This is a genomic window from Anaplasma centrale str. Israel (assembly GCF_000024505.1).
In the GTDB taxonomy this organism is placed as follows: Bacteria; Pseudomonadota; Alphaproteobacteria; order Rickettsiales; family Anaplasmataceae; genus Anaplasma; species Anaplasma centrale.
Genome location: NC_013532.1, coordinates 978,789 through 999,477 on the forward strand (window position 1 = coordinate 978,789; position 20,689 = coordinate 999,477).

Below are 20,689 nucleotides of genomic sequence, written 5' to 3' on the forward strand. Positions count from 1 at the left end.
CTATCCAAAATAGTAGCGCAGGGCATATCTGAAAAAGCTTATGGCCACCAGGAGTATCAGAGGAGAGAAGTCAAAACCTGAAACGCTAGGTACATACCTACGGAGCACGGAGATAGCAGGGTTAAGTGCCCTAGACAGCGCGGAAAACACCCGGTATACAAACTCGTTATACCTGTTAACAACACCCATGGCAATCAGCCACCCCAGCAACACCCAGGTAATGAGCGCAATGTTATATATGCTCAGTAATGTATCAACAAGGTAGGCCACTGGGTGCATCACTGAACCTCTCCACTATATCATGAATCCAACAACAGTTGGCCATTATACAAGAATCATAAGCAATAAAAAACCGTAAAAATAGCCTCATTCCCCAGGTTGGGTAAGCCATACGAAAATCAAAGAGAAAAATTCGTCTTGAAGGATATACGGTTATTGTGTATAGTCGACCCCGGAGTGGGTTTTGTTCCCTGTAGTGTTTCTTATTTTCGCTTTTTTGCTGTTGGCCTCCGCCTTTTTTTCGGCTGCGGAGACCGCGCTGACTTCCGTGAGCGCCTCCTCCATACACAGATTGGTCCTTGGCGGGGACAGAAGGGCGAAAATTGTGGAATCGCTCAGCAGGCGGAAAGAGATGGTCATCAGCGCCATGCTTGTTGGCAACACGATAGTTAATATATCTTCCTCCTCAGTTGCAACTGCTATGTTTCTGGGCTTTTTGGGCCCAGAGGGAATTGTGGTCTCCACAGTTACGGTTACCCTTCTGATTCTACTGTTCGCGGAAGTCCTTCCAAAAACGTATGCCATACACAATCCTGAAAGGATATCACTACGCTCCGCCAGGCTTGTGGCGTGTTGTTCGTTCGTTCTTTCGCCGTTGTGCTCGCTTATCACGCACATTGTTAACTACACGTTGAGAATACTTGGCATACAAGAGCAAAAAGAGATAGTTTCGGCGGCAGAAGCCATGCGCAGCCTGATATTAATGCACGGAAGCAAGGGCACCATGCTAAAGCGAGATCTAGATATGCTTAGCAGTGTATTAGACCTCGCAGAAACCGAAATATCTCAGGTGATGACGCACAGGAAGAATTTGTTCGCGCTAAACATAGACGAGGACGTAGATGTTCTGGTAAAGCAGATCCTACAAAGCAGCCATAGCAGAATCCCGATGTGGCAGCGGAGCGAAGAGTCGATAGTTGGTGTTGTGCACGTTAGGGACGTAACAGATTTGGTGCGAGAGAAAAGCAGCAACGTAGCCAAGGAAGATATTTGTAGGATAATGACTAAGCCCTGGTTTGTACCCGATACAACACCCTTGAGCGTCCAGCTGCATAACTTTCGCAAAAAGCGTAGACACTTGGCCCTAGTTGTCGATGAGTATGGCACCTTGCAAGGCGCGGTAACGTTGGAAGATATTTTGGAGGAGATAGTGGGAGATATCTCTGACGAGCACGATGTTGTACCTGAGAGTTTCATAACGGCCATTAGCAATAGCGAGTATTACATCAGCGGTGAGGCACCGATTAGAGACGTCAATAGGGAATTGGGCTGGAGTTTACCGGAAGAGGCGTCCACGCTGGCCGGCCTTATCTTACATGAAGTAGAGCGAATACCAGAAGAGGGCGAGGTTTTTCAGTTACACGGATTCTCATTCAAAATTCTGAAAAAAAACGGGAACATAATATCGTTAATTGGCATAAGCATACTGAGTGATGGTTCGGAGGAGACCTAACAGGAGGCTTTGAACATTGCATCCACTGCCCAAGCATTGGATTTTAGGATACTTTCCAGATCTGCAGTTTGCACATCTTCCTGGCCTAGGTATACGTCGTGTGCCCAAAAAACCTCTATACATCAAAGGCCCGCTGAAGGTTCAGCATGGCAGCTTCTGGATCTTCAGCTCTGGTGACGGCTGAAATCACGGCCACACCTGATACACCGCAGTTGACGACGGACCCTATATTAGACGCATCTATCCCCCCAATGCCTACCACAGGAAGCTTAGCGCACTGCACCCACTGCTTTAGTAGTTGTAACCCCTGAGGCTTAAACCTCATATCCTTCGAGGTAGTATGAAACACCGGCCCAAGAGCGACGTAGGAAGGGCGAATAAAGCATGCGCGTGCCAGTTCATGATAGCAGTGCGTGCTCAAGCCCAGCTTCATTTTAGATTTTAGGATACTTTCCAGGTCTGCGGTTTGCACATCTTCCTGGCCCAGGTGTACACCATGTGCCCCATGTTCTATGGCGATATTCCAATGGTCGTTCACAATCAAGCATACCCCTTTGTCTTTAGACAGCTGCGCACAGCGCCGGACCATTCTATCAACCTCGCCTATCGGCGCCTCCTTGGCTCTCAATTGGATGGTTTTCACGCCACAACGCACTGCTCGCTCAAACCAGGTATCGTCAGGCACAATGAGATACAAACCTATGTTTTCAAGCTTATCAAAGCCATACATAGTATCCCGACAATCAAACCCACTTGCAATCCTAGGAAAGTATTCACCATTGATGTTGTACGGATTCCAATCTGCAACTGAGCCACCAGAGACGACTGCGCTCGCTAGCATCCTGGCCAGCACAATACAATCAAGCCTCGCGTCTTTCATATCCTTGCACTTTGTCGTGTTTAGCACATGATCGGCCACGTGCCTGTAGGAGCGGGCAAAGGTATCACAGTCGGTGGGCCCGGGGCATTTGTACAGGAGTTTTATTTCCTCATTCCCATCAAAGTAATAATCCGCATAGGTGCCGTCAGCGCATTCCGCATTGACGGCGTAAACGTCCCCTTCACCCTGCAAATGGGCATCACGCACGGCTTCCGCAACCGCACAGCTGGCCATATTGTCTCCGCGCATCAGATGCATTTCATACCGATAAAGGTTCGCTTGAGGTTTTGCCCATTATTCCCCGAAGGATGTCGTTATACAAGATTACTGCACACCACCCGGAGCCGAAAAGCACTCATATTTTCCCTCCGCAACCGCGCAGCTGGCCATATTGTCTCCGCGCATCAGATGCATTTCCACCGATAAAGGTTCGCTTGAGGTTTTGCCCATTATTCCCCGAAGAATGTCGTTATACAAGATTACTTACACGCCACCCGGAGCCGAAAGCACCCATATTTTCCCTCCGCAACCGCATAGCTGGCCATATTGTCTCCGCGCATCAGATGCATTTTACACCAATTAAGCCTTACTAAGTTCGCAGTATTCCGTAGCACACGCCGCCACACTAGGTTATGAGCCCCACCCCAGCAGGCAAAAGCACGCATCGTGGTTAGTAGAGGGCATCCCCAGTTCGGTTATTCTTCCTGTTGAAAAATTGTATGATCGTGGCTGCAATCTCCTCAACAGATTTTTGCGTCACGTCTATTGTGGGCCATCTGTTTTTCGCGCATATTTTTTTCATCTCGCTAATCTCCTCCACAACCTGCTCGTAACTCACGTAGTTACAATTTTCCTGGTGCTTCATCGAGATTAACCTGTTACGTCGAATCTGTATCAACCTATCAGCGTCAATAGTGAGCCCAACAACGAGCTTGTCCGCAATTGTGGCCGGGTCTACCGGTAGCTGAACGGAACACACCAGAGGAATGTTCACAACCCTGTATCCGCGGTATGCGAGGTATATACTGGTGGGAGATTTGGAAGTTCTCGACACGCCCACTATGATGATATCGGCCTGGTCTATATCCCACAAATTCTGGCCATCATCGTGGGAAATAGTATAGTTTATGGCATCAATGCGATTAAAATACTCATCACCGAGCTTGTGTGGATGTGCGTTAGGGTCTTTTGTCACCTGGAGGTAGCAGGAAATCTCCCTTATAACGTGCGCGAGAACCGGTATACATCGGACGCTCTGCGCCGTCGCCTTTTCTTTCAAGTACTTCCTGAGGTCATCATCAACCACGGTGTACATTATGAGGTTATGCCTTTCGGGGTTGATGTTCAGCATAACCTTATCCACCTGACGCTTGCTGCCAACCAGCGACCATACAAACTCGTTGACCTCTAAAGACTTAAAGTGCTCCACCGCAGACCTTGCCACAGCAATTACGGTCTCACACGTGGAATCAGAGACAAGATGCAAGTCTAAAACAGCCTTATTACGCATAGCAGAGTGAGAGAGCACTGCGCCAGGGTAACACAAACCATGACCGCCAGCAATAGCAGATGCGGAAAGGGCCCATCGTGGCAGCAGAAAATCCTAACGCAGCCAACCGGGACGGAAGGCAGACAGACCGCGGGGAAAGGACTGAAGATTAGTGGAAAAACTCACCGTATGGCCACCGACACGAGAAGGCGTAGCGCACCTCCTCATGCCTGTAGCCTGCAGTCCCAACACATGATGTTCCCCTTGGACACAGAGCGGAGATCGCTGGCATCCACCTCACCCGCACACTTAATGCATTTTATATCCTCGCTGGGAGACACGTTTCGATCGACAGCTATTCTATCATCAAAAACGAAGCACTCTCCCTCCCACAGGCTATCATCGCCGCGCATAGTTTCCAGGTAATTCAGTATGCCACCTCTGAGATGGTAAACGTTCCGAAAGCCCAAACTACGCATAAAGGCAGTAGACTTCTCGCACCTTATGCCCCCAGTGCAGTACATGGCAACGCAGGCATCCCTCTCCTTATCCAGCGCCCAGTTCCTTGCCCACTCAGGGAACTCTCTAAACGAAGAAGTGCCGGGGTCTATCGCGCCTTTGAACCTACCTAGCCTGACTTCATAGTCGTTTCTCGTGTCAATCACATGCACATCAGGAGAAGACACAAACTCGTCCCAGTCGCGGGGGTCAATGTACTCTCCCCTAAGCGAGCAGTCAAACCCGTCGATGCCCAGGCGCACCACCTCACGCTTCAGCCGAACTTTCATCTTGGCAAATGGCTCTCTATCGGAGTGGCTCTCGTGATATTTCATGCCACGCAGCCGGTCATCCGAGTCTAAAAAAGAAAAAAACTCCCCTATGGATTGGCGGCTTCCGGCTATAGTCGCATTGATGCCCTGCTCGGCCAGAATCACAGTTCCTTTAATGCCGCGTGACAAGCAAAACTCCAAAATCACAGGCTTCATGTCATAGTAATTGTGCAGGTGGACAAAGCGGTAAAAGGCCGCAATAACGTAACCCATAGCCCGGAATAACACTAGTTCAATAGCCCATGCTATTGCAGAAAGGCAAAATTGTCAATTCCGCCCCTTCCAAGCTTTATACCACACTGATCAAGAATCGGTACGTGCCAGGCCATGCTTTTCACGCAGCATAACCATTTGTGATGGTTACACTACTGATGCGAACAGACTGATTACCGTTGCAACACATTGGACACACAACCTCGAAACCCGCGTAGGAAGCTGCGTATGTCGCAGGGCTTTTTTGATTTCTGGTTGCACAATCTTCGGCGCGAGGACGGTGCCGTTCCCACATTGTATGTGTAGCTCGTCATTTACTACATCACCGATCTGCGCCCCGGCAAGCTCGTAGTTATCGGCTTCCAAAAGTTTAACTCGCTTACCGTCTAAAAAGAAAAACATCCTCGGGTAAAATGCCCTAACCTGCCGACATATATAATCCGCGGCATCGTTGAAATTCACACAGAACTCTGAGGGTTTCGCGGCATAGGTGGCCCCGGCATCATCCTGGCTTACGGACCTCATGGTATCTAAATTATCTAACACTTTAAGGAGCATTCTACCACCCATGGTTGATAGCCTCTCGCTCAGCGCGACGATGTTCTCCCGGCTACCTATGGGCGTGCTTTCCTGCAAAAAGATATTTCCGGCGTCCAGTCGCTCATTTAACTGCATTATGGTAACCCCGGTCACCGCGTCTCCGGACAATATTGCGTGTTGCATCGGCGCTGCGCCTCTCCACCTAGGCAGCAGGGAGGGATGGACATTTATGCACCCAAAGCGGGGAACTTCAAGCATCCACCGCGGCAAGATCATTCCGTAGGAGGCCACAATTATGGCGTCAGGCATGTACTTTTCAATTATGTCCCGTTCGCTATCAGAACTAAGCGACGCTGGTGACCTAACGGGAACATTATGCGCATCTGCATAGGCATGCACTGGTGTTTTCGTCAACAGATGCCCTCTGCCCGCAGGTTTTGGGGCCTTGGTATAAACAGCTAAAACCTCATGCTGAGAGCCTATTAGAAATTCGAGAGTCGGCACAGAGAACTCTGAAGATCCCATGAAAATTACTTTCACAACACCTCCACAACTAAAGGCCGGACACGCAATCTTGGGCCATAGCTCCCAGAGGAGACGTACACGCAACAGAAGCCGGCAAGCCTGATGAGAGTGTGGGGCTGGCAGGATTTGAACCTGCGGCCAACTCGTTATGAGCGAGCTGCTCTAACCCCTGAGCTACAGCCCCATCACTAGCCCATTGTACGACACCGCACGCAAATTACAACGAGTATTCCGGTTCTAGTGGACCAAAAACCACCGGTCAAGCACCCTCAACCACATGCACACACGCCAGCCGAGCGCACAGGCTATAAAGCCAACACCGTAAACCTACACGAACAAGGCTCCGGCATCCCCGGACCCACAACACAAAGATCCGCACGGAAACCGTGTACACTCCGCGTCACATAATTATCCCACACTAAGCGCGTGGAGAGCCTGGGCACCACCCACCAACACCACAAAAACATATGCAACGTGTGGCGCACACCGCAACCCAGCGCCAACAGCACGGCAACGCGGCCGTGTGCGTCACAACCGCCTCCTAGTTGAACAGGGTGCAGTCCCCCCCTTCATCAACGCTGGGGACCTTGTCTACAAACACCTCATCCTCGCTCAACGGGACAATCTTGCCCATGAGGGCGCCCTGTATCACCTCATCAACGCTAGAGACCAGCACTATTTCCATGCACCGAGTGACGCTTTCCGGAAGCTCGATAATGTCTTTCTTATTCTGGCTAGGAATTATAGCAGTTGTAATCCCACCACGCAGCGCGGCCAGCAACTTTTCCTTCAAGCCACCTATGGGCAACACCCTACCCCTCAGTGTAACCTCGCCGGTCATAGCTACGGTATTCTTCACGGGGATACCCGTCATGAGTGAGACTATAGAAGTGCACATCGCAATGCCGGCAGATGGCCCATCTTTGGGGGTAGCCCCCTCGGGAACGTGGATGTGTATGTCATTGACTTGAAAATCCCTAGACTTTATACCAAACCCTACGCACCTGGATCGAACGTAGCTATAGGCCGCTTTTACAGATTCCTGCATAACCTCGCCAAGCTTTCCGGTATACTTCACGCCCCCCTTACCCGGCATGGTTACAGACTCTATAGTAAGCAGGTCCCCACCGGTGTCGGTGTATGCAAGGCCTGTGACCACACCAACCAGGCTGTCCTTCTCTATAATGCCGAAATCATACTTACGCACTCCCGCATACTTGCCGATGTTGTCAGAGGTTATAGACAGGCTGGTTACGGTCTTAGTTTTATCAGTTAAAATCTCCTTTATTCCCTTCCTCATAAGAGAAGCCAGCTCCCGCTTCAGGTTCCTGACTCCGCTCTCTCTGGTGTAGAACCTCATGAGATCATAAATCGCCCCATCGGAGATTTCCCACTCCTTGTCGCGCAAACCGTGTTCCTTGCGCAGGCTGGGAATCAGGTGTGACTTAGCTATATGCAGCTTCTCTTCCTCGGTGTAACCAGATAGCTGTATAGCCTCCATGCGATCCAGCAGCGGCTTTTGCATATTAAGGCTGTTTGCAGTTGCAACGAACATCACATTAGAAAGGTCAAACTCGACCTCCAGATAGTTATCCACAAAGTGCTTATTGTGGTCCGGATCGAGCACTTCAAGCAGCGCGGCGGTTGGATCACCCCTATAATCAGATCCTACCTTGTCAATCTCATCTAGCAAAAACAAAGGGTTGCATGTTTTCGCTTGCTTTAACTGTTTGATGATCTTCCCAGGCATTGCCCCAACGTACGTCCTGCGGTGCCCACGTATTTCGGACTCATCATGGATACCACCTAGGGATACGCGGACAAACTCGCGTCCAGTGGCTTCTGCTATAGATTTTGCAAGTGAAGTCTTCCCCACACCTGGAGGCCCAACAAAGCATATAATCGGGCCTTTTGGCTTTTTCACCCTTTTGAGGACAGCCAAAAACTCCAAAACCCGCTCCTTTACTTTGTCCATGCCATAGTGGTTCCCATTGAGAATTTTCAGTGAATTCTCCATGTCTATCCTGGTATTCTTAAACTTGCCCCAGGGGAGATCTAGCAGCCACTTGAGATAGCTGGAAATGATGTTAGCCTCAGGCGACATCAAGTTCATCTTTTTATAGCGCTTAAGGTCGCTTAAGGCGCGTTCCCTGGCCTCTTCAGAAAGAGACACGGTGTTTATCTTCTTCTCAAACTCACTCGCGGAGTCGCTATCACAGCAAGCACCGTCGCTTTCTTCCAGTTCGCGCTGTATGGCCTTGAGCTGTTCGTTTAGGTAATACACCTTGTGGGTAGATTCAACTTGCGACCTTACCCTATCATCAATCTTCTTTTGGGCATTGAGCACGCTAATCTCTAGCTTCACGAGGCCAAAAACCATATCTAGGCGCTTGACGACGCAAAACTCCTCCATCACCTTCTGCTTATCTTCAACGCTGATGGTGAGGTGGGATGCAACAATATCGGACAGGTGCCCTAGTTTTTTTATTTCATATGCGGAGGCAACAACCTCAGACTGGGTTTTTTTGCTGAGCTTGTGCCATATATCGAACTCCTTCAGCACAGAACGCTTCAGCGCTTCTATCTTGTTGTCTATGGTTATGCTCTCATCATCCTCAACAACCTCAACCTCCGCGCTCAAAAAATCATCACCATCGATGAAATTCAGAACCTTGGCTCTGTTTTCGCCCTTAATCAGAACCTTCAACACTCCATCAGGAAGCCTTAGCAATTGCACCACATCTGCGACTGTGCCAACCCTGTACAGATCATCATTACTCGGGTTGTCTATGGAGCCATCCACTTGCGTTAGGAGTAGAATTTTACAGCAACTATCATTCTTGGCAGCATGCTCCAAGGCACTTACAGATTTACCCCGACCTACGGAAAGGGGCATGACGACCCTGGGGAAGACTACAGTGTCCCGCAGCATCAAAACAGGCAGCGACAAAACCTTACTCTCTTCCATAAAGAACCCCCACCTTACCTAGCCACTCTCAAAACAGTTTCTGCTCATCATAACATCCTCAACCATGGCAGCGTCGACAACAACCTTACCGCCCTCGCAGCCTAAAGGGTTAAACATGAAGTCGAGTAACAAAGATTCCATAATGGCCCGTAATCCTCTGGCTCCAGTATTCCGAGCAACAGCCTTCTTTGCAACAGCTAAGAGAGCTGCGTTGTCGAATTTCAGCTCAAGGTTGTCCATTTCAAATAGCTTAGTATACTGCTTAACCAAAGAGTTCTTTGGTTCCACTAATATGCGATAAAGGGTTTCCTCGTCCAGCCTGCCCAGGGAGGTGACAACCGGTATCCTCCCGACAAACTCTGGTATCAATCCAAACTTTACGAGGTCCTCAGGTTCAGTATAGCACAAAATGTCCTTGCGTTTATCGGCGATCTTTTGAACATTTGCTTCAAAGCCCATACAGCTGCCGCGATTCCTCGCCTCAATAATTTTCTCAAGGCCGTCAAACGCTCCACCGAAAATGAACAGGATGTTATCAGTGTTTATCTGTATAAACTCCTGGTGGGGGTGCTTTCTGCCGCCCTGAGGTGGAACGGAAGAGACGGTGCCCTCGATCACTTTCAGCAACGCCTGCTGGACTCCTTCCCCAGAAACATCGCGGGTTATTGAGGCATTCTCCGACTTCCGTGAGATTTTATCGACCTCGTCAATGTATATAATGCCCCGCTGTGCCGCCTCCACGTTAAAGTTGGCAGCTTGCAATAGCTTAAGCAGAATATTTTCTACATCCTCACCAACGTACCCGGCCTCGGTCAGCGTTGTGGCATCCGCCATGGCAAATGGGACCTGCAACACTCTCGCCAGCGTACGTGCGAGCAAGGTCTTCCCTGAGCCAGTTGGGCCTATCAGCAACACGTTGGATTTTGATATCTCAACCTCGCTGATGACTCCAGAATTTCGCAGACGCTTGTAGTGGTTGTAGACGGCAACCGACAGCACCTTCTTGGAGTGCTCCTGCCCTATGACGTACTCGTCCAACACCTGCTTTATCTCCGGAGGCTTTAGGTCAAACCCACCCTGCCTCGCGGGCCTGCCTTCTTCCTGCAATATCCCGCTGCAGAGCTCTACACACTCGTTACAGATGTAAACTCTAGGCCCAGCTATGAGCTTCCTCACCTCGCTGTGAAGCTTTCCACAAAACGAGCAGCTATAGGCGCCTTTTCTAGCCTCTGACATCCATCTTTCCTATATCTGCTCCCCTCCCCGCTTGTCTATCACCTTGTCGACTATACCAAAATCTTTGGCCTTTTCCGCAACCATGAAGTTATCGCGCTCCATGCTGCTTTCTATTTCCTCAAGGGATTTTCCAGTATGCTTGACGTATATCTCGTTCAGCCTGCGTTTGATCTCCAATATCTCCCTGGCATGTATTTCTATGTCAGTAGCTTGGCCGCGGAAGCCACCAGAAGGCTGGTGCACCATTATCCTAGAATTTGGAAGTGCATATCGCATACCAGGCTCCCCACCTGCCAACAGCAGCGCGCCCATAGACGCCGCCTGGCCCAAGCACAATGTGGATACCTTAGGCTTTATATACTGCATGGTGTCGTATATAGACAGGCCCGCGGTGACCACTCCCCCGGGAGAGTTTATGTATAGAGATATGTCCTTCTCGGGATTTTCAGCCTCGAGAAACACGAGCTGCGCTACAATGAGGCTGGCCATATTGTCTTCCACGGTGCCGGTTATGAATATTATCCTCTCCTTCAACAACCTGGAGTATATATCATACGCGCGCTCTCCCCTGCTGGTCTGCTCAACCACCATCGGTACTAAGTTCATAATTTCCCTCTCAAACTCCCACAAAGCACCAGGACCAACAGCTCCCAGCAAAACTCTAGATACTCTCGAAAAGCGACTTTAGATCTCCGGCGGGCACATTCTGCCTTTCTTTCTTGGCCTTGGCAACCATATATCTGACCACCTTGTCCTCAAGCACTTTCCCCCTTATGTGATCTCTAACTCCCTGATTAGACCTCAAAAGCTTGAGCACACTCTCCAAACTTGCCCCATAGTTCAGATAGTTAGACTGAACAAACGCCGAAATGTCACGTGCCTCCACGGCGATGTTGTTATCTTGAGAAACCTTCATCAACAGCATACCCAGCCTCACGCGCCGCTCAGCTTCTTTCAAGATGCCATCTTCCCCCATGGCTTCAAGCTCGCTCTGGGCAAGTTCACGCCTAATTCTTGCGGACTCTTGAGACACCACAGATTCCGGAACTTGGCCTTGGTAGATTGTTTCCATATGGTCAAACAACTCCTTACGCATTAGGGCATCGCTCATAAAGGCAAAACGGCCCTTTAGGCTTTCAGTAGCAAAGTTGATCATGTCTTCGGCGCAACCAAATCCGCAGCTCTTCGCCAGCTCTTCATGATCGCCAATATCCTTGGGGACCATGATGCTCACAAGTTTCACTGACATCTCAACTTCTTTGCCGGCAAAGAGCCTCACTCTATAGTCGCTCGGAAACCCAAGCTTGAACTCCTTGACGTCCCCAACCTTCATCCCGGTTATTTTGTCTTCGAACTCTTTGGGCAGATGGCCTCCGCCGAGCACTGCCACAAAGCCCTTCGCGCTTCCGCCCCTCAGTGCCTTGCCCTTGAACGAACTGTTATAGTCGATTACAACCTTGTCTCCAGCGGCTGCGCGCCGTTTTGGGCTATCTGACACGACAAAACTAGGGTACCGAGCTTTGAGTTCGCCAATAAACTTATCAACGTCCTCCTGCCCGACCTCTGCCTCCATTTCCTTGAGTGCAATGTCTTCTGGATTGACGGACGGAACCTCCGGCATCAACTCGAACTGCAGTTCGTATACCAGATCCCCGCCTTTTCCTTCTGTAGAGCACACCTTAGGGTGAGAAGTAACCCTAACCTCCGAGGTGATAACATCCCCAAATCCACCTTCCTTCATGAACTGCGACGAAGCATCGTCAATCACCCCAGAAAGCACCTCCTTGACGACGTCCTCACCGCAACTGCGCCGCACAAGATCTAAGGAAACCTTCCCTTTTCTGAAACCATCCATCCTGACATTCGCTGCAATCTCACGCAGCCTATCATCCACTTTCTGCTCCAGGTACCCATTTTCGACGGTGAATTCGTACCCGCGCTTCAGCCCATCATTCAAAACCTCTTTTACAACGTAGAACCGCTGCATAAAAACACTCCACCACAACCAAGGGAGCCACATGGTGCGGATAGAGGGACTCGAACCCCCACAGGCCTGGCCCACTAGGACCTAAACCTAGCGCGTCTACCAATTCCGCCATATCCGCACGAGCAGACCGGGCTCACCACCGCATTCGGGCCAACCTCACCAAATGCATGACTGCAGCGACAACCCAGTTACCAAGCCCCAGCACCATCCCTTAAAAAACTCCTACACGGGATGCTCCAGCAAAAGCGCTGAGTGGTTCCGGCGTGATTCGAACACGCGACACACTGATTAAGAGTCAGGTGCTCTACCGCTGAGCTACGGAACCCTAAAGCAGAGGAACGCAAGCCACCACGGACATCCTCGCACCACACCGCCCCAGCGGTCCTTGATACTACCATACTCACGGCATGTCAATAGCAAGATCGCGTCACTGCAGACTTGACGGCAAGGTTCATTGGTTTATAATGCGGACCGTTTATTTGTGGCTTGTGTGGCGCGCGGCCTAGTGTGCATGGCCCCTCGCCCTTGGTGGGTTTTTGTGGTGGTTTTTATGAGATTTTCTAGGGTGGTGCTCTTGCTTCTTGTCGCTGCATTCGGGCTGCAGGGGTGCATACTGTTTTCCAAGGAAGAGCGTAAGATTAAGAGCCCATGCGTCAGGGCTGGTAATGGCCAACAAACGTGTGAGCGTCATCCGGTGAATCAGTGGTGGCTTGGGTGACGCCTCTCGGCCGTTGGTCGCCAGCGCTTCGTGTCTGTTTGGAGCCCGGGTGTTTGGCATCCGGGCATGGCGAGTAGTCCTCCCCAGTTGTTATCTGCGTGTGCGCGGGTGGTTTCCACATGGTGTATGTGCGGTAGGTCACCCGTGGCCCCTGGTACCGTGGGGAGTGCCGCGGCGCTTCTGTTCTTCCCCGTGGTGGCTTCCAGCGCAGATGGCGGCGCTTTCCTGGTGGTCGCGGTGTTCGTCCTGGGCTTATGGGCTGTAGCCCGCTACCTTAAGGATAATCCAGAAAAGCACGATCCGGCCGAGGTCGTCGTTGATGAGGTCTGCGGACAGACACTCGTATTCACGATACCCTGTGTACTGGCACGGCACGGTGCGCCATTCATACACTTACCCAACGATTCACTACATAGGGTAGTTTTTCTGTGTTCCGGGTTTGTGTGCTTTAGAATTTTTGACATCGCAAAGCCGTGGCCGATATGCATAGTAGACGCTCGAGTAGGGGGGGCTATGGGTGTTATGCTGGATGACGTAGCCGCTGCTGTATTCGCATCTGTTGCGTGCCTCGCGGTGGTAAGTGCAAGTGTCATGTAGCTAGGTTGCTATTCAGGGAAGGGGGCAGAACTCAAAACATGCATTTTTCTTCTTTAGCCACAGACAACCTCAGGGAGTACATGCTATACGCAGTTAACATGTCAGGGGGGACAGTCCGCACAATAGGCAACTTGATACTCACAATAAACAGTCGCCCTGATTCCCTGTTCAATTACGTATTCCCCACAGATGGCACATACGAGGAGTGTGAGCAATCTGCAAAAAACGCCCTGGATTATCTTGAAAAAGAAAAAATCGACACAACATGGGTTGTGGACTCCCACACAAAGGGGCTTGGTAGGGCGGTGGACAAATTAGGATTTGCCGCGCCAAATGTGGTGAAGAAGGCATTCATGAAGATACCAATGCACGCCTATATCAAGAACCATGGCTTAAGTCTTGTACTAGAAGCCGTGAACACGGACTCTGCATTGGCTGAACTCGATTGTATGGCATCGAAAATTTTCTATTGCAATGTGAACGATCTGGCAATACTGTTGAAGGGGATGGTTAAGCATCAGCCTCCGGACCTCAGGTTCTTCCTTGCCAAGCTACACGGTGCTACGGTGGGGCTGTGTGGAATGTACGTCCGTAATCAGGTAGTGGGCCTATATAGCGACGGGGTGCTACCGGAGTATAGGAATATGGGCATAGCTAGTGACATGGTGCTGCAGAGACTAGAGATGGCCAGGGAGCTGCACAGGTGCAGGTACGCCGTGGCTCAGTGCGTTGAGCAGTCCGTGGGCGTGTATAGCAGGTTGGGGTTCAGGATGACTGGAAATTTGTCGCTATATGCCTCCCTTATGGCATAAGGCACTGCTGTGAAAGGTAGGCTAGTGCTGGGTGGAGGAGTATAAGAGAAAGTTGGTTGATGTTTACGTATGCTGCCGCCTATGTCTTGGTCTTCGTCCTGGCGATTCTGGTGGTTTTTTGTTTTTATACCAGTTTAAGCATAAGCGATTTTCGCCACAATAACAACTTGCTGACCAGTCTACTACTTTCCTTGGGAGACGGGTTTTACCTTTGGGACGAGAAAAAGCGCGTGGAACGCTTCTCCCCCAATCTGCAGATGCTGCTGAACAGCGTATTCTGCTCTTTCAACGAACTAGCAAACTTTTTTGAAGAATCTGATCAGCTGAGGAAAAACTTCGCTGAAGCCCGTAGGATCAACAAGTCCTTCACCATGGATCTGAAAGGGAAGGACGCGGAGATTTACTGTTCGTGTTATGGCCAAAGCATAGTTGATGACCAGGACAGGGTAGTTGGCGTGCTGCTGTGGATTCAGAATGTGACTGGGGGGAGGTCGCTCGTTGCAAGCCTTAACCACAAAAACACGAAGTTGGCGCGGGAGCTTAATAACTGTAGCAGCATAATCGACGCGCTACCTTACCCGGTTTGGAAGCGCAATAAGAGCGCCGAAGTGGAGATGCATAATCCTTTCTACCTAAAGCTGATGCAAAACAATCAGGGCGATACACTGGTCAGGCAGCTTAGTTCCAGGGTTGCGGGTAGCGAGACTGAATTTCAGGAGAAAGCGTTCATGATCGTCGACAACGAGAGAAGGCTTTATTTGCTGACAGAAATGAAAACTGCGGATGGGGGCTCTGTCGGGTATGGGCAGGACATTACACAAAGTTGGCAGCTCACACAAGAAATAAAAGGCCATTCGAAAGCACAGAAGAGCATTCTTGGTAGCTTGCCGTGTGCTGCGGCACTATATGGTAGTGACGGGAGATTGTTGTTCTTTAACAGCCATTTCAGCAAGTTCTGGCAACTAGACCAGTCATGGATGAGGAGCGGTGCGACCTACTCAGAGGTGATACAAATGATGCACGAAAAGGGATTTGTGGATGACGGGTCTTTTGAGCTACTAAAAAAGCAGCAGTACGAGCTCTTCGGTAAGCTGACAGAGCCGTACCACGATACTTTGGTGCTGCAGGATGGTACAGTGCTGGAAGTATCTGTGGTTCCCAATCATAAACAGGAGCTTTTGTTTCTTTACAGTCGCGTAAAGGATTAGCATCCCATTTTGGGGCGGGTTGTGCGCACCTCGGTTTCCCGTTGCCGGAATCCTTATGGCCTGCGAAAGGCCCAGACTAATCGGTTAACCAATCTGTGTTACGAACTAAGACATCGCGCCCCGCTCTAGCAGAGGGGCAGATGTACTGACGGATTTGAAGCTTTCGAGTCAAAAACCGCAAACAATTAGGAGAAAAATATACTCTAATCGACAGCAGAAAAAGACCTAGGCACCCCACAAACCAGCGGCCCACCCCCGAAGCGAGGGACACAAGCTTACTCAATGACGACTCACATTGCGGCGAGCTCCGCGGCACAGGTTAAACGCGTGGTGCCCATGGGGAGACTTGAACTCCCACGACCGCAAGGTCAGCGGATTTTAAGTCCGCAGCGTCTACCATTCCGCCACATGGACAAAGGGAACGGCCATTATCCGGAATAGAACTCAACAACCAAATTCACTTCCATATTAGCAGGATAAGGAACCTCACAATATTTGGGTACCCTGAGATAACGGGCAGAGCGCTGCTCCGTGTCAACTTCCAGATGATCTGGAACACGCCTTTCTTGGGACTGTATGGCAGCAAGCACCATGGGAAGTTCAGACGCCCGCTCTCTTATCTGCACAACATCACCGGGTTTGACTGAAAAGCTGGGTATATTCACCACTTTTCCATTTACAGTAACGTGCTTGTGGGAAACTAACTGCCTGGCAGAAAATATGGTAGGTACAAAACCCGCGCTGTACACAACCACAGCAAGCCTGGATTCCAACGCCCCAACCAAGTTATCACCAGTATCACCCTTCCTGTTGTAGGCCCTGAGGAACGTATTTCTCAGCTGTCTGCTCGACATTGCGTAGTAACACTTAAACTTCTGGTGCGCTGCGAACTGTTTACCGAAACTAGAGAGCTTCTTATACCCCATGCTCCCATGCTGGCCAGGGGGATAATTCCTCGTATTAAAGGGATCTTTAGACCTCCCCCAAAGGTTCACCCCCAATCTACGACTTGCCCTGTACTTTCTCTCTACAACTGCCACTATACAACCCACACAAAAACAACCGAAGGGAGCGCCGGCATTCACCCACAGCCCCACGAGGCGAACTAACGCCATACGGGGAGGAAGTATGATCATTTTAAGCAAGTGTGTCAACCAATTTCGTATCCAATCTTAGGCCACCTAAAAGGCCGTCGTGGCGTTTGTACTGATATAGCGCCGCCGCGCGTGTACGGGGCTGGAGCATGTTTGGTTGGTGGGCTTTCCAACCACACTGACGGAGCCAAATTACCATAATGGATAGTTTGTCTTTGACTGCAATACCAGTTACGATAACATCTCACAACGTACGTTTTGTGGGAGTACAATCCGTGAAGTGGGTCGATGTGGAAGATATAGCTTGCTCGCTGGAAGATGCCTACCCAAACCAGGACATTTTCGCCCTCAGATTTACCGAATTAAAGTCCATGGTAGTTGGCCTGCCAGAATTTGACGATAACACCGACGGGTGCAACGAAAAAATCTTAGAAGCAATACAAATGGCTTGGAGCGCGGAAAGGGATGAGTGATGCTCAGAGCTCCCCTGCCCGTTCCAATCATAGGGCATATTCGTCAGTCGTGCCGTCGCCCCCATTAAGAACATTTGCAGGATGCGGGTCGCGGTACCAGTTTTGAAATCGGGGCCAGCTACGTGGGCAGAACTTGCAAATAAGCGATTGTTCCTCGCCCACAACCCCGTGGCGGGAGCGCGCGGAGGAACCGTGCGGACCAGCCCTTGGAATTAACACCCGGCCAACAATAAAAAAGAAGAGCGAGGGTTGGCAAATCGGTGGGGTGCTGTTTGTCACGCGTATTCGGTTTACGGCAAATGTGAAAGCTCGCTGGTACGCAAAGGCCGGCCGTTGCGTGTCTTCTCACAAATCGCGCACCGCACAGCTTTGGCTCCATAACCGGCAGAAACATGCTTGGTAGCGGCATGCGTTGTTCCGGCATACCTAACCTGGGTCGGTGCATATGGCGCGCTTATAAATATTGAACCGAAACCGTGAATACTATACAATACCCGCGGGTTGCTGCCCGTACTGTCCCACAAAGTTGCTAAGGGTGAAGGGGTGAAGTACTTAAACTGCCTGTTAGGGGCGGGTTGCGCTGCTGTCCTCGTGTTTGTCATGCGGCCTGTGTTGCCGTTGTGTTGTGTTGCGGCCGTGCTGGCGTATTTACTGAACCCCCTGGTAAATAGGCTGGAGTCCATAGGTCTCCCCAGGCCTGTTTCGTCTTTCGCAATAATATTCTCCTCGGTTGCTGTGTTTGCAACTCTTCTGGTGCTTCTGGTGCCGGTGGCGTATTCTCAAACACTAGCGATGGCAAAATTACTGGTCGACAAGCTGCCTTTTGCGGGTGTTGAGAGCATAAAAACCGCCCTGCAGGCTTATGATATGCTGCGTTACGATGGCGTCATAGGTACGATGAATCCTGCGGCATTGTCTCCTAACAATTTGTTCAGCAGCGAGCATGTGGAGTTTATAAAGCTGTTTGACAGCCTATACAAAAATTTCATAAAGGTAGCCGTTAGGGTGGTACAGTCCGGGGTTGGGATTGGAACAATCGCCGCAAGGGTCTTCATCACCCTTCTGCTGTTATTCTACATTTTGGGAAGTTGGCCAATCGTGGTAAAAAACGCCCTTCTCATGGTCCCCAGGCATTATCTAGAAGGCTTTTCCCATTGCATGTCGAGGATTGACAGCATAGTATCCGCATACATAAGGGGCCAGACTACCGTGTGCCTGATTATGCTAATATACTACTGCATATGTTTTGCGGTAGTAGGGCTAGAATACTCTTTGGTACTTGGCGTCATATCCGGCATTATGACTTTCATCCCATATGTGGGGCCGGTTCTGTGCGCAGCATTCGGCGCCTGTCTTGCTCTACTTCAGGGTTTTAGTTGGGCGGGAACCGCGGCGGTGATATTGGTATTTGTGGTTGGGAACGTAGTAGAATCGAACATAATCACTCCGGTCCTGCTTAGCAAAAAATTGGATCTGAATCCCGGGTGGGTGGTGATTGGGATGGTAGTATTCAGCGCGCATGCTGGTCTTTTGGGGGCATTAGTCTCTATTCCGGTAACCGCAATTGTGAGTGTTCTGGCACAGTTTGCTGTGGAGAAGTACAAACGCAGCGATTTCTACCTTGGTAAGTGAATGTACAGGCAACTAAAGCTGTTTGATACACAGGAAGTACACTCCTATCAATGCTCTGACTATATACTCCTGGACCACAATAGGCACACCTACAACTTGTTGATGAACAGTGATGATTGGGGTTGTTTCGTGCTTTACGGAAAATCGGGTTCGGGAAAAACTCACCTCGCGCACATGTGGAAAAAGCTTAGAAAGGCAAACTTCATATGCTACGACCAGGTGATAGGTGAGGCCATAGGTGCCATAAGGGAGAGCAGTGCTGTTATCATTGAGGATATCGACAACTTAAGCGATGAATCGTGGGTGCTACATTGTTACAACTTCGCGCGCGAAGCTGGAAAGCCCCTTTTGATGACATCCTCACTGCCACCACATATGCTAAATTACCAACTGAAAGACTTGGAGTCTCGGATAGTATCCGCCATGAGTGCAAGCCTTGCCGATCCGGACGAGGAATTATTGCGGATAATGCTGGTCAAATTATTCACCGACCGGCAGATGCACATAGACATTCGTACTGTAAACTACATACTCAACAACGTTGAGCGGTCATTCAAAAAACTTAGCGATGTGGTAAACCTTATAGATACTGAATTGCCAACCAATGCTAGGGGTGTTACCATCCCATTTGTGAGGTCGGTAATTAGGAGGAGCAGTCCTGTATAAAGGGAAGGTGCTGAGCATAGCTGGCTCTGATTCCGGAGGGGGAGCAGGGATACAGGCGGACATAAAAACCGTTACTATGCTGGGGTGTTACGCTGCTGCTTGCATAACATCCATAACTGCGCAGAATACAACGGGAGTTTACGGAACCTGGGATTTGGCGCCAGAAGCCGTTGAGAAGCAGATTGTTGCTGTCTTGTCGGACATAAAAATAGACTCAATTAAGATAGGAATGCTGCCACCTAGTCTTATGGAAACTGTGGCACGTTTGATTCCCGTCGGAATACCCGTGGTGCTCGATCCAGTGATGGTCGCAACATCCGGGTACGAGTTGGTCGAGGCTACGGAGTTCATGAAGCACTCCGGTAGCCTTTTAAAGAAGGTATCTTTAGTGACGCCAAACATTCCAGAGGCTGAGCATATGTCCGGAATGGCGATACTCACGAAGCGGGACGCGATCAGGGCAGGAGAGGCTATTAAATCTTTGGGAGTCGGCAGTGTTTTGGTAAAGGGTGGGCACTCCGACGGAGAGTACGTGGAGGACATACTGCTCACAGAAAACGGTGTATTCTGCTTTAAGAACACCAGATGTCCTGGAAAAGTTCATGGCACTGGGTGTACGTTATCGTCCGCTATAGCGAGCTTCATTGCATGCGGCCTGTCGATGGAGGAGAGTGTGGAATCGGCTATTGGCTACCTAGCAAGCGCGATGCGTGCACCCAAAATCGGGCACGGATGCAATCCCGTATTCCACAACTACGCGCTATTCCTGGATGCCAACATACCATAGCCTCACGTGTCTCAAAACTTGTAGGAATTCCGCAGGGAAGCTACAACCGCTATTCATGAGATCCGCACCCGCCCCACACAAGGTGATAACTCACGCTTCGTTGCTACTCATTGCGCCGTGACCACGGTTCCTGGCAGATACGAAGATATCGCGCAGTCCCTTACTTGTGCCATAGCTAACAGTAGTCCCGCTACTCATGAGGTCCGCGCCGCGCCCGCCCCACACAAGGTGATAACCCTTTGCAGACAACAACGTGACCACCTCACCGGCACGGATGACGACACACCATAGCTTCACAGGTC

General features: G+C 50.3%; 19 protein-coding genes, 4 tRNA genes and 1 pseudogene. 9 read left to right on the forward strand and 15 right to left on the reverse strand.

What is annotated here, in order from left to right:
* Window positions 1-279, reverse strand: coding sequence for a YggT family protein (locus ACIS_RS04035; protein ID WP_041651259.1), 279 nt, complete (start codon window positions 277-279; stop codon window positions 1-3).
* A 196-nt stretch (window positions 280-475) separates the two neighbouring features.
* Here ACIS_RS04035 and ACIS_RS04040 point away from each other — a divergent pair, with 196 nt between their 5' ends.
* Window positions 476-1,732: an HlyC/CorC family transporter gene (locus ACIS_RS04040; RefSeq protein WP_012880914.1), complete on the forward strand. Its 1,257-nt coding sequence runs from the start codon at window positions 476-478 to the stop codon at window positions 1,730-1,732.
* Window positions 1,733-1,847: 115 nt separating this feature from the next.
* Here ACIS_RS04040 and thiE read toward each other — a convergent pair whose 3' ends face one another.
* The 11 genes and pseudogenes from thiE to ACIS_RS04095 form a co-directional block, all read right to left on the reverse strand.
* Window positions 1,848-2,861: a thiamine phosphate synthase gene (gene thiE, locus ACIS_RS04045; RefSeq protein ID WP_238523265.1), complete on the reverse strand. Its 1,014-nt coding sequence runs from the start codon at window positions 2,859-2,861 to the stop codon at window positions 1,848-1,850.
* Between the two features lie 421 nt (window positions 2,862-3,282).
* On the reverse strand, window positions 3,283-4,122 hold the full coding sequence (locus tag ACIS_RS04050; RefSeq protein WP_012880916.1) for a pyruvate, water dikinase regulatory protein: 840 nt from the start codon (window positions 4,120-4,122) through the stop codon (window positions 3,283-3,285).
* A 203-nt stretch (window positions 4,123-4,325) separates the two neighbouring features.
* A complete protein-coding gene (gene trhO, locus ACIS_RS04055; RefSeq protein ID WP_012880917.1) occupies window positions 4,326-5,144 on the reverse strand; it encodes an oxygen-dependent tRNA uridine(34) hydroxylase TrhO in 819 nt (272 codons plus the stop codon).
* A 173-nt stretch (window positions 5,145-5,317) separates the two neighbouring features.
* A pseudogene (gene fmt, locus ACIS_RS04060) lies at window positions 5,318-6,224 on the reverse strand (methionyl-tRNA formyltransferase).
* A gap of 96 nt (window positions 6,225-6,320) precedes the next feature.
* Window positions 6,321-6,393, reverse strand: a tRNA-Ile gene (locus ACIS_RS04065).
* Between the two features lie 357 nt (window positions 6,394-6,750).
* The gene (gene lon, locus ACIS_RS04070) at window positions 6,751-9,177 is read right to left on the reverse strand and encodes an endopeptidase La (RefSeq protein WP_012880919.1); all 2,427 of its coding nucleotides are present in this window, start codon (window positions 9,175-9,177) and stop codon (window positions 6,751-6,753) included.
* An 18-nt stretch (window positions 9,178-9,195) separates the two neighbouring features.
* Entirely contained in the window at window positions 9,196-10,413 is a 1,218-nt protein-coding gene (clpX, locus tag ACIS_RS04075; RefSeq protein ID WP_010267228.1) for an ATP-dependent Clp protease ATP-binding subunit ClpX, read from the reverse strand.
* Window positions 10,414-10,422: 9 nt separating this feature from the next.
* Window positions 10,423-11,019, reverse strand: a complete 597-nt coding sequence (clpP, locus tag ACIS_RS04080; protein ID WP_010267227.1) for an ATP-dependent Clp endopeptidase proteolytic subunit ClpP — start codon at window positions 11,017-11,019, stop codon at window positions 10,423-10,425.
* 55 nt (window positions 11,020-11,074) lie between these two features.
* A complete protein-coding gene (gene tig / locus ACIS_RS04085) occupies window positions 11,075-12,400 on the reverse strand; it encodes a trigger factor (protein WP_012880921.1) in 1,326 nt (441 codons plus the stop codon).
* A 32-nt stretch (window positions 12,401-12,432) separates the two neighbouring features.
* A tRNA-Leu gene (locus ACIS_RS04090) sits at window positions 12,433-12,518 on the reverse strand.
* Between the two features lie 135 nt (window positions 12,519-12,653).
* Window positions 12,654-12,725, reverse strand: a tRNA-Lys gene (locus ACIS_RS04095).
* A 213-nt stretch (window positions 12,726-12,938) separates the two neighbouring features.
* Here ACIS_RS04095 and ACIS_RS04100 point away from each other — a divergent pair.
* The 4 genes from ACIS_RS04100 (at window position 12,939) to ACIS_RS04115 (ending at window position 15,735) form a co-directional block, all read left to right on the forward strand.
* A complete protein-coding gene (locus tag ACIS_RS04100) occupies window positions 12,939-13,118 on the forward strand; it encodes a type IV secretion system protein VirB7 (protein ID WP_148207720.1) in 180 nt (59 codons plus the stop codon).
* Between the two features lie 144 nt (window positions 13,119-13,262).
* Window positions 13,263-13,715 (forward strand): phosphatidylglycerophosphatase A family protein, encoded by a 453-nt coding sequence (locus ACIS_RS04105; protein ID WP_238523266.1) that lies wholly within the window; start codon window positions 13,263-13,265, stop codon window positions 13,713-13,715.
* A 38-nt stretch (window positions 13,716-13,753) separates the two neighbouring features.
* The gene (locus ACIS_RS04110) at window positions 13,754-14,527 is read left to right on the forward strand and encodes a GNAT family N-acetyltransferase (protein ID WP_041651267.1); all 774 of its coding nucleotides are present in this window, start codon (window positions 13,754-13,756) and stop codon (window positions 14,525-14,527) included.
* Window positions 14,528-14,586: 59 nt separating this feature from the next.
* A complete protein-coding gene (locus ACIS_RS04115; RefSeq protein WP_012880925.1) occupies window positions 14,587-15,735 on the forward strand; it encodes a PAS-domain containing protein in 1,149 nt (382 codons plus the stop codon).
* Window positions 15,736-16,063: 328 nt separating this feature from the next.
* Here ACIS_RS04115 and ACIS_RS04120 read toward each other — a convergent pair.
* Window positions 16,064-16,149 (reverse strand) — tRNA-Leu (locus tag ACIS_RS04120).
* A gap of 14 nt (window positions 16,150-16,163) precedes the next feature.
* Entirely contained in the window at window positions 16,164-16,778 is a 615-nt protein-coding gene (gene rpsD, locus ACIS_RS04125; protein ID WP_148207737.1) for a 30S ribosomal protein S4, read from the reverse strand.
* A 326-nt stretch (window positions 16,779-17,104) separates the two neighbouring features.
* Here rpsD and iscX point away from each other — a divergent pair, with 326 nt between their 5' ends.
* The 4 genes from iscX to thiD all read left to right on the forward strand — a co-directional run bounded on the left by iscX (window position 17,105) and on the right by thiD (window position 20,387).
* Window positions 17,105-17,302 carry a Fe-S cluster assembly protein IscX gene (iscX, locus tag ACIS_RS04130; RefSeq protein ID WP_035017825.1) on the forward strand — a complete coding sequence of 66 codons (198 nt, stop codon included), beginning with the start codon at window positions 17,105-17,107 and terminating at the stop codon, window positions 17,300-17,302.
* Window positions 17,303-17,803: 501 nt separating this feature from the next.
* Entirely contained in the window at window positions 17,804-18,934 is a 1,131-nt protein-coding gene (locus ACIS_RS04135) for an AI-2E family transporter (RefSeq protein WP_012880928.1), read from the forward strand.
* On the forward strand, window positions 18,935-19,600 hold the full coding sequence (locus ACIS_RS04140) for an HdaA/DnaA family protein (protein ID WP_012880929.1): 666 nt from the start codon (window positions 18,935-18,937) through the stop codon (window positions 19,598-19,600).
* A 7-nt stretch (window positions 19,601-19,607) separates the two neighbouring features.
* The gene (gene thiD, locus ACIS_RS04145) at window positions 19,608-20,387 is read left to right on the forward strand and encodes a bifunctional hydroxymethylpyrimidine kinase/phosphomethylpyrimidine kinase (RefSeq protein ID WP_012880930.1); all 780 of its coding nucleotides are present in this window, start codon (window positions 19,608-19,610) and stop codon (window positions 20,385-20,387) included.
* A 90-nt stretch (window positions 20,388-20,477) separates the two neighbouring features.
* Here thiD and ACIS_RS04150 read toward each other — a convergent pair whose 3' ends face one another.
* A complete protein-coding gene (locus tag ACIS_RS04150; RefSeq protein ID WP_012880931.1) occupies window positions 20,478-20,684 on the reverse strand; it encodes a hypothetical protein in 207 nt (68 codons plus the stop codon).
* Between the last annotated feature and the right edge of the window lie 5 nt (window positions 20,685-20,689).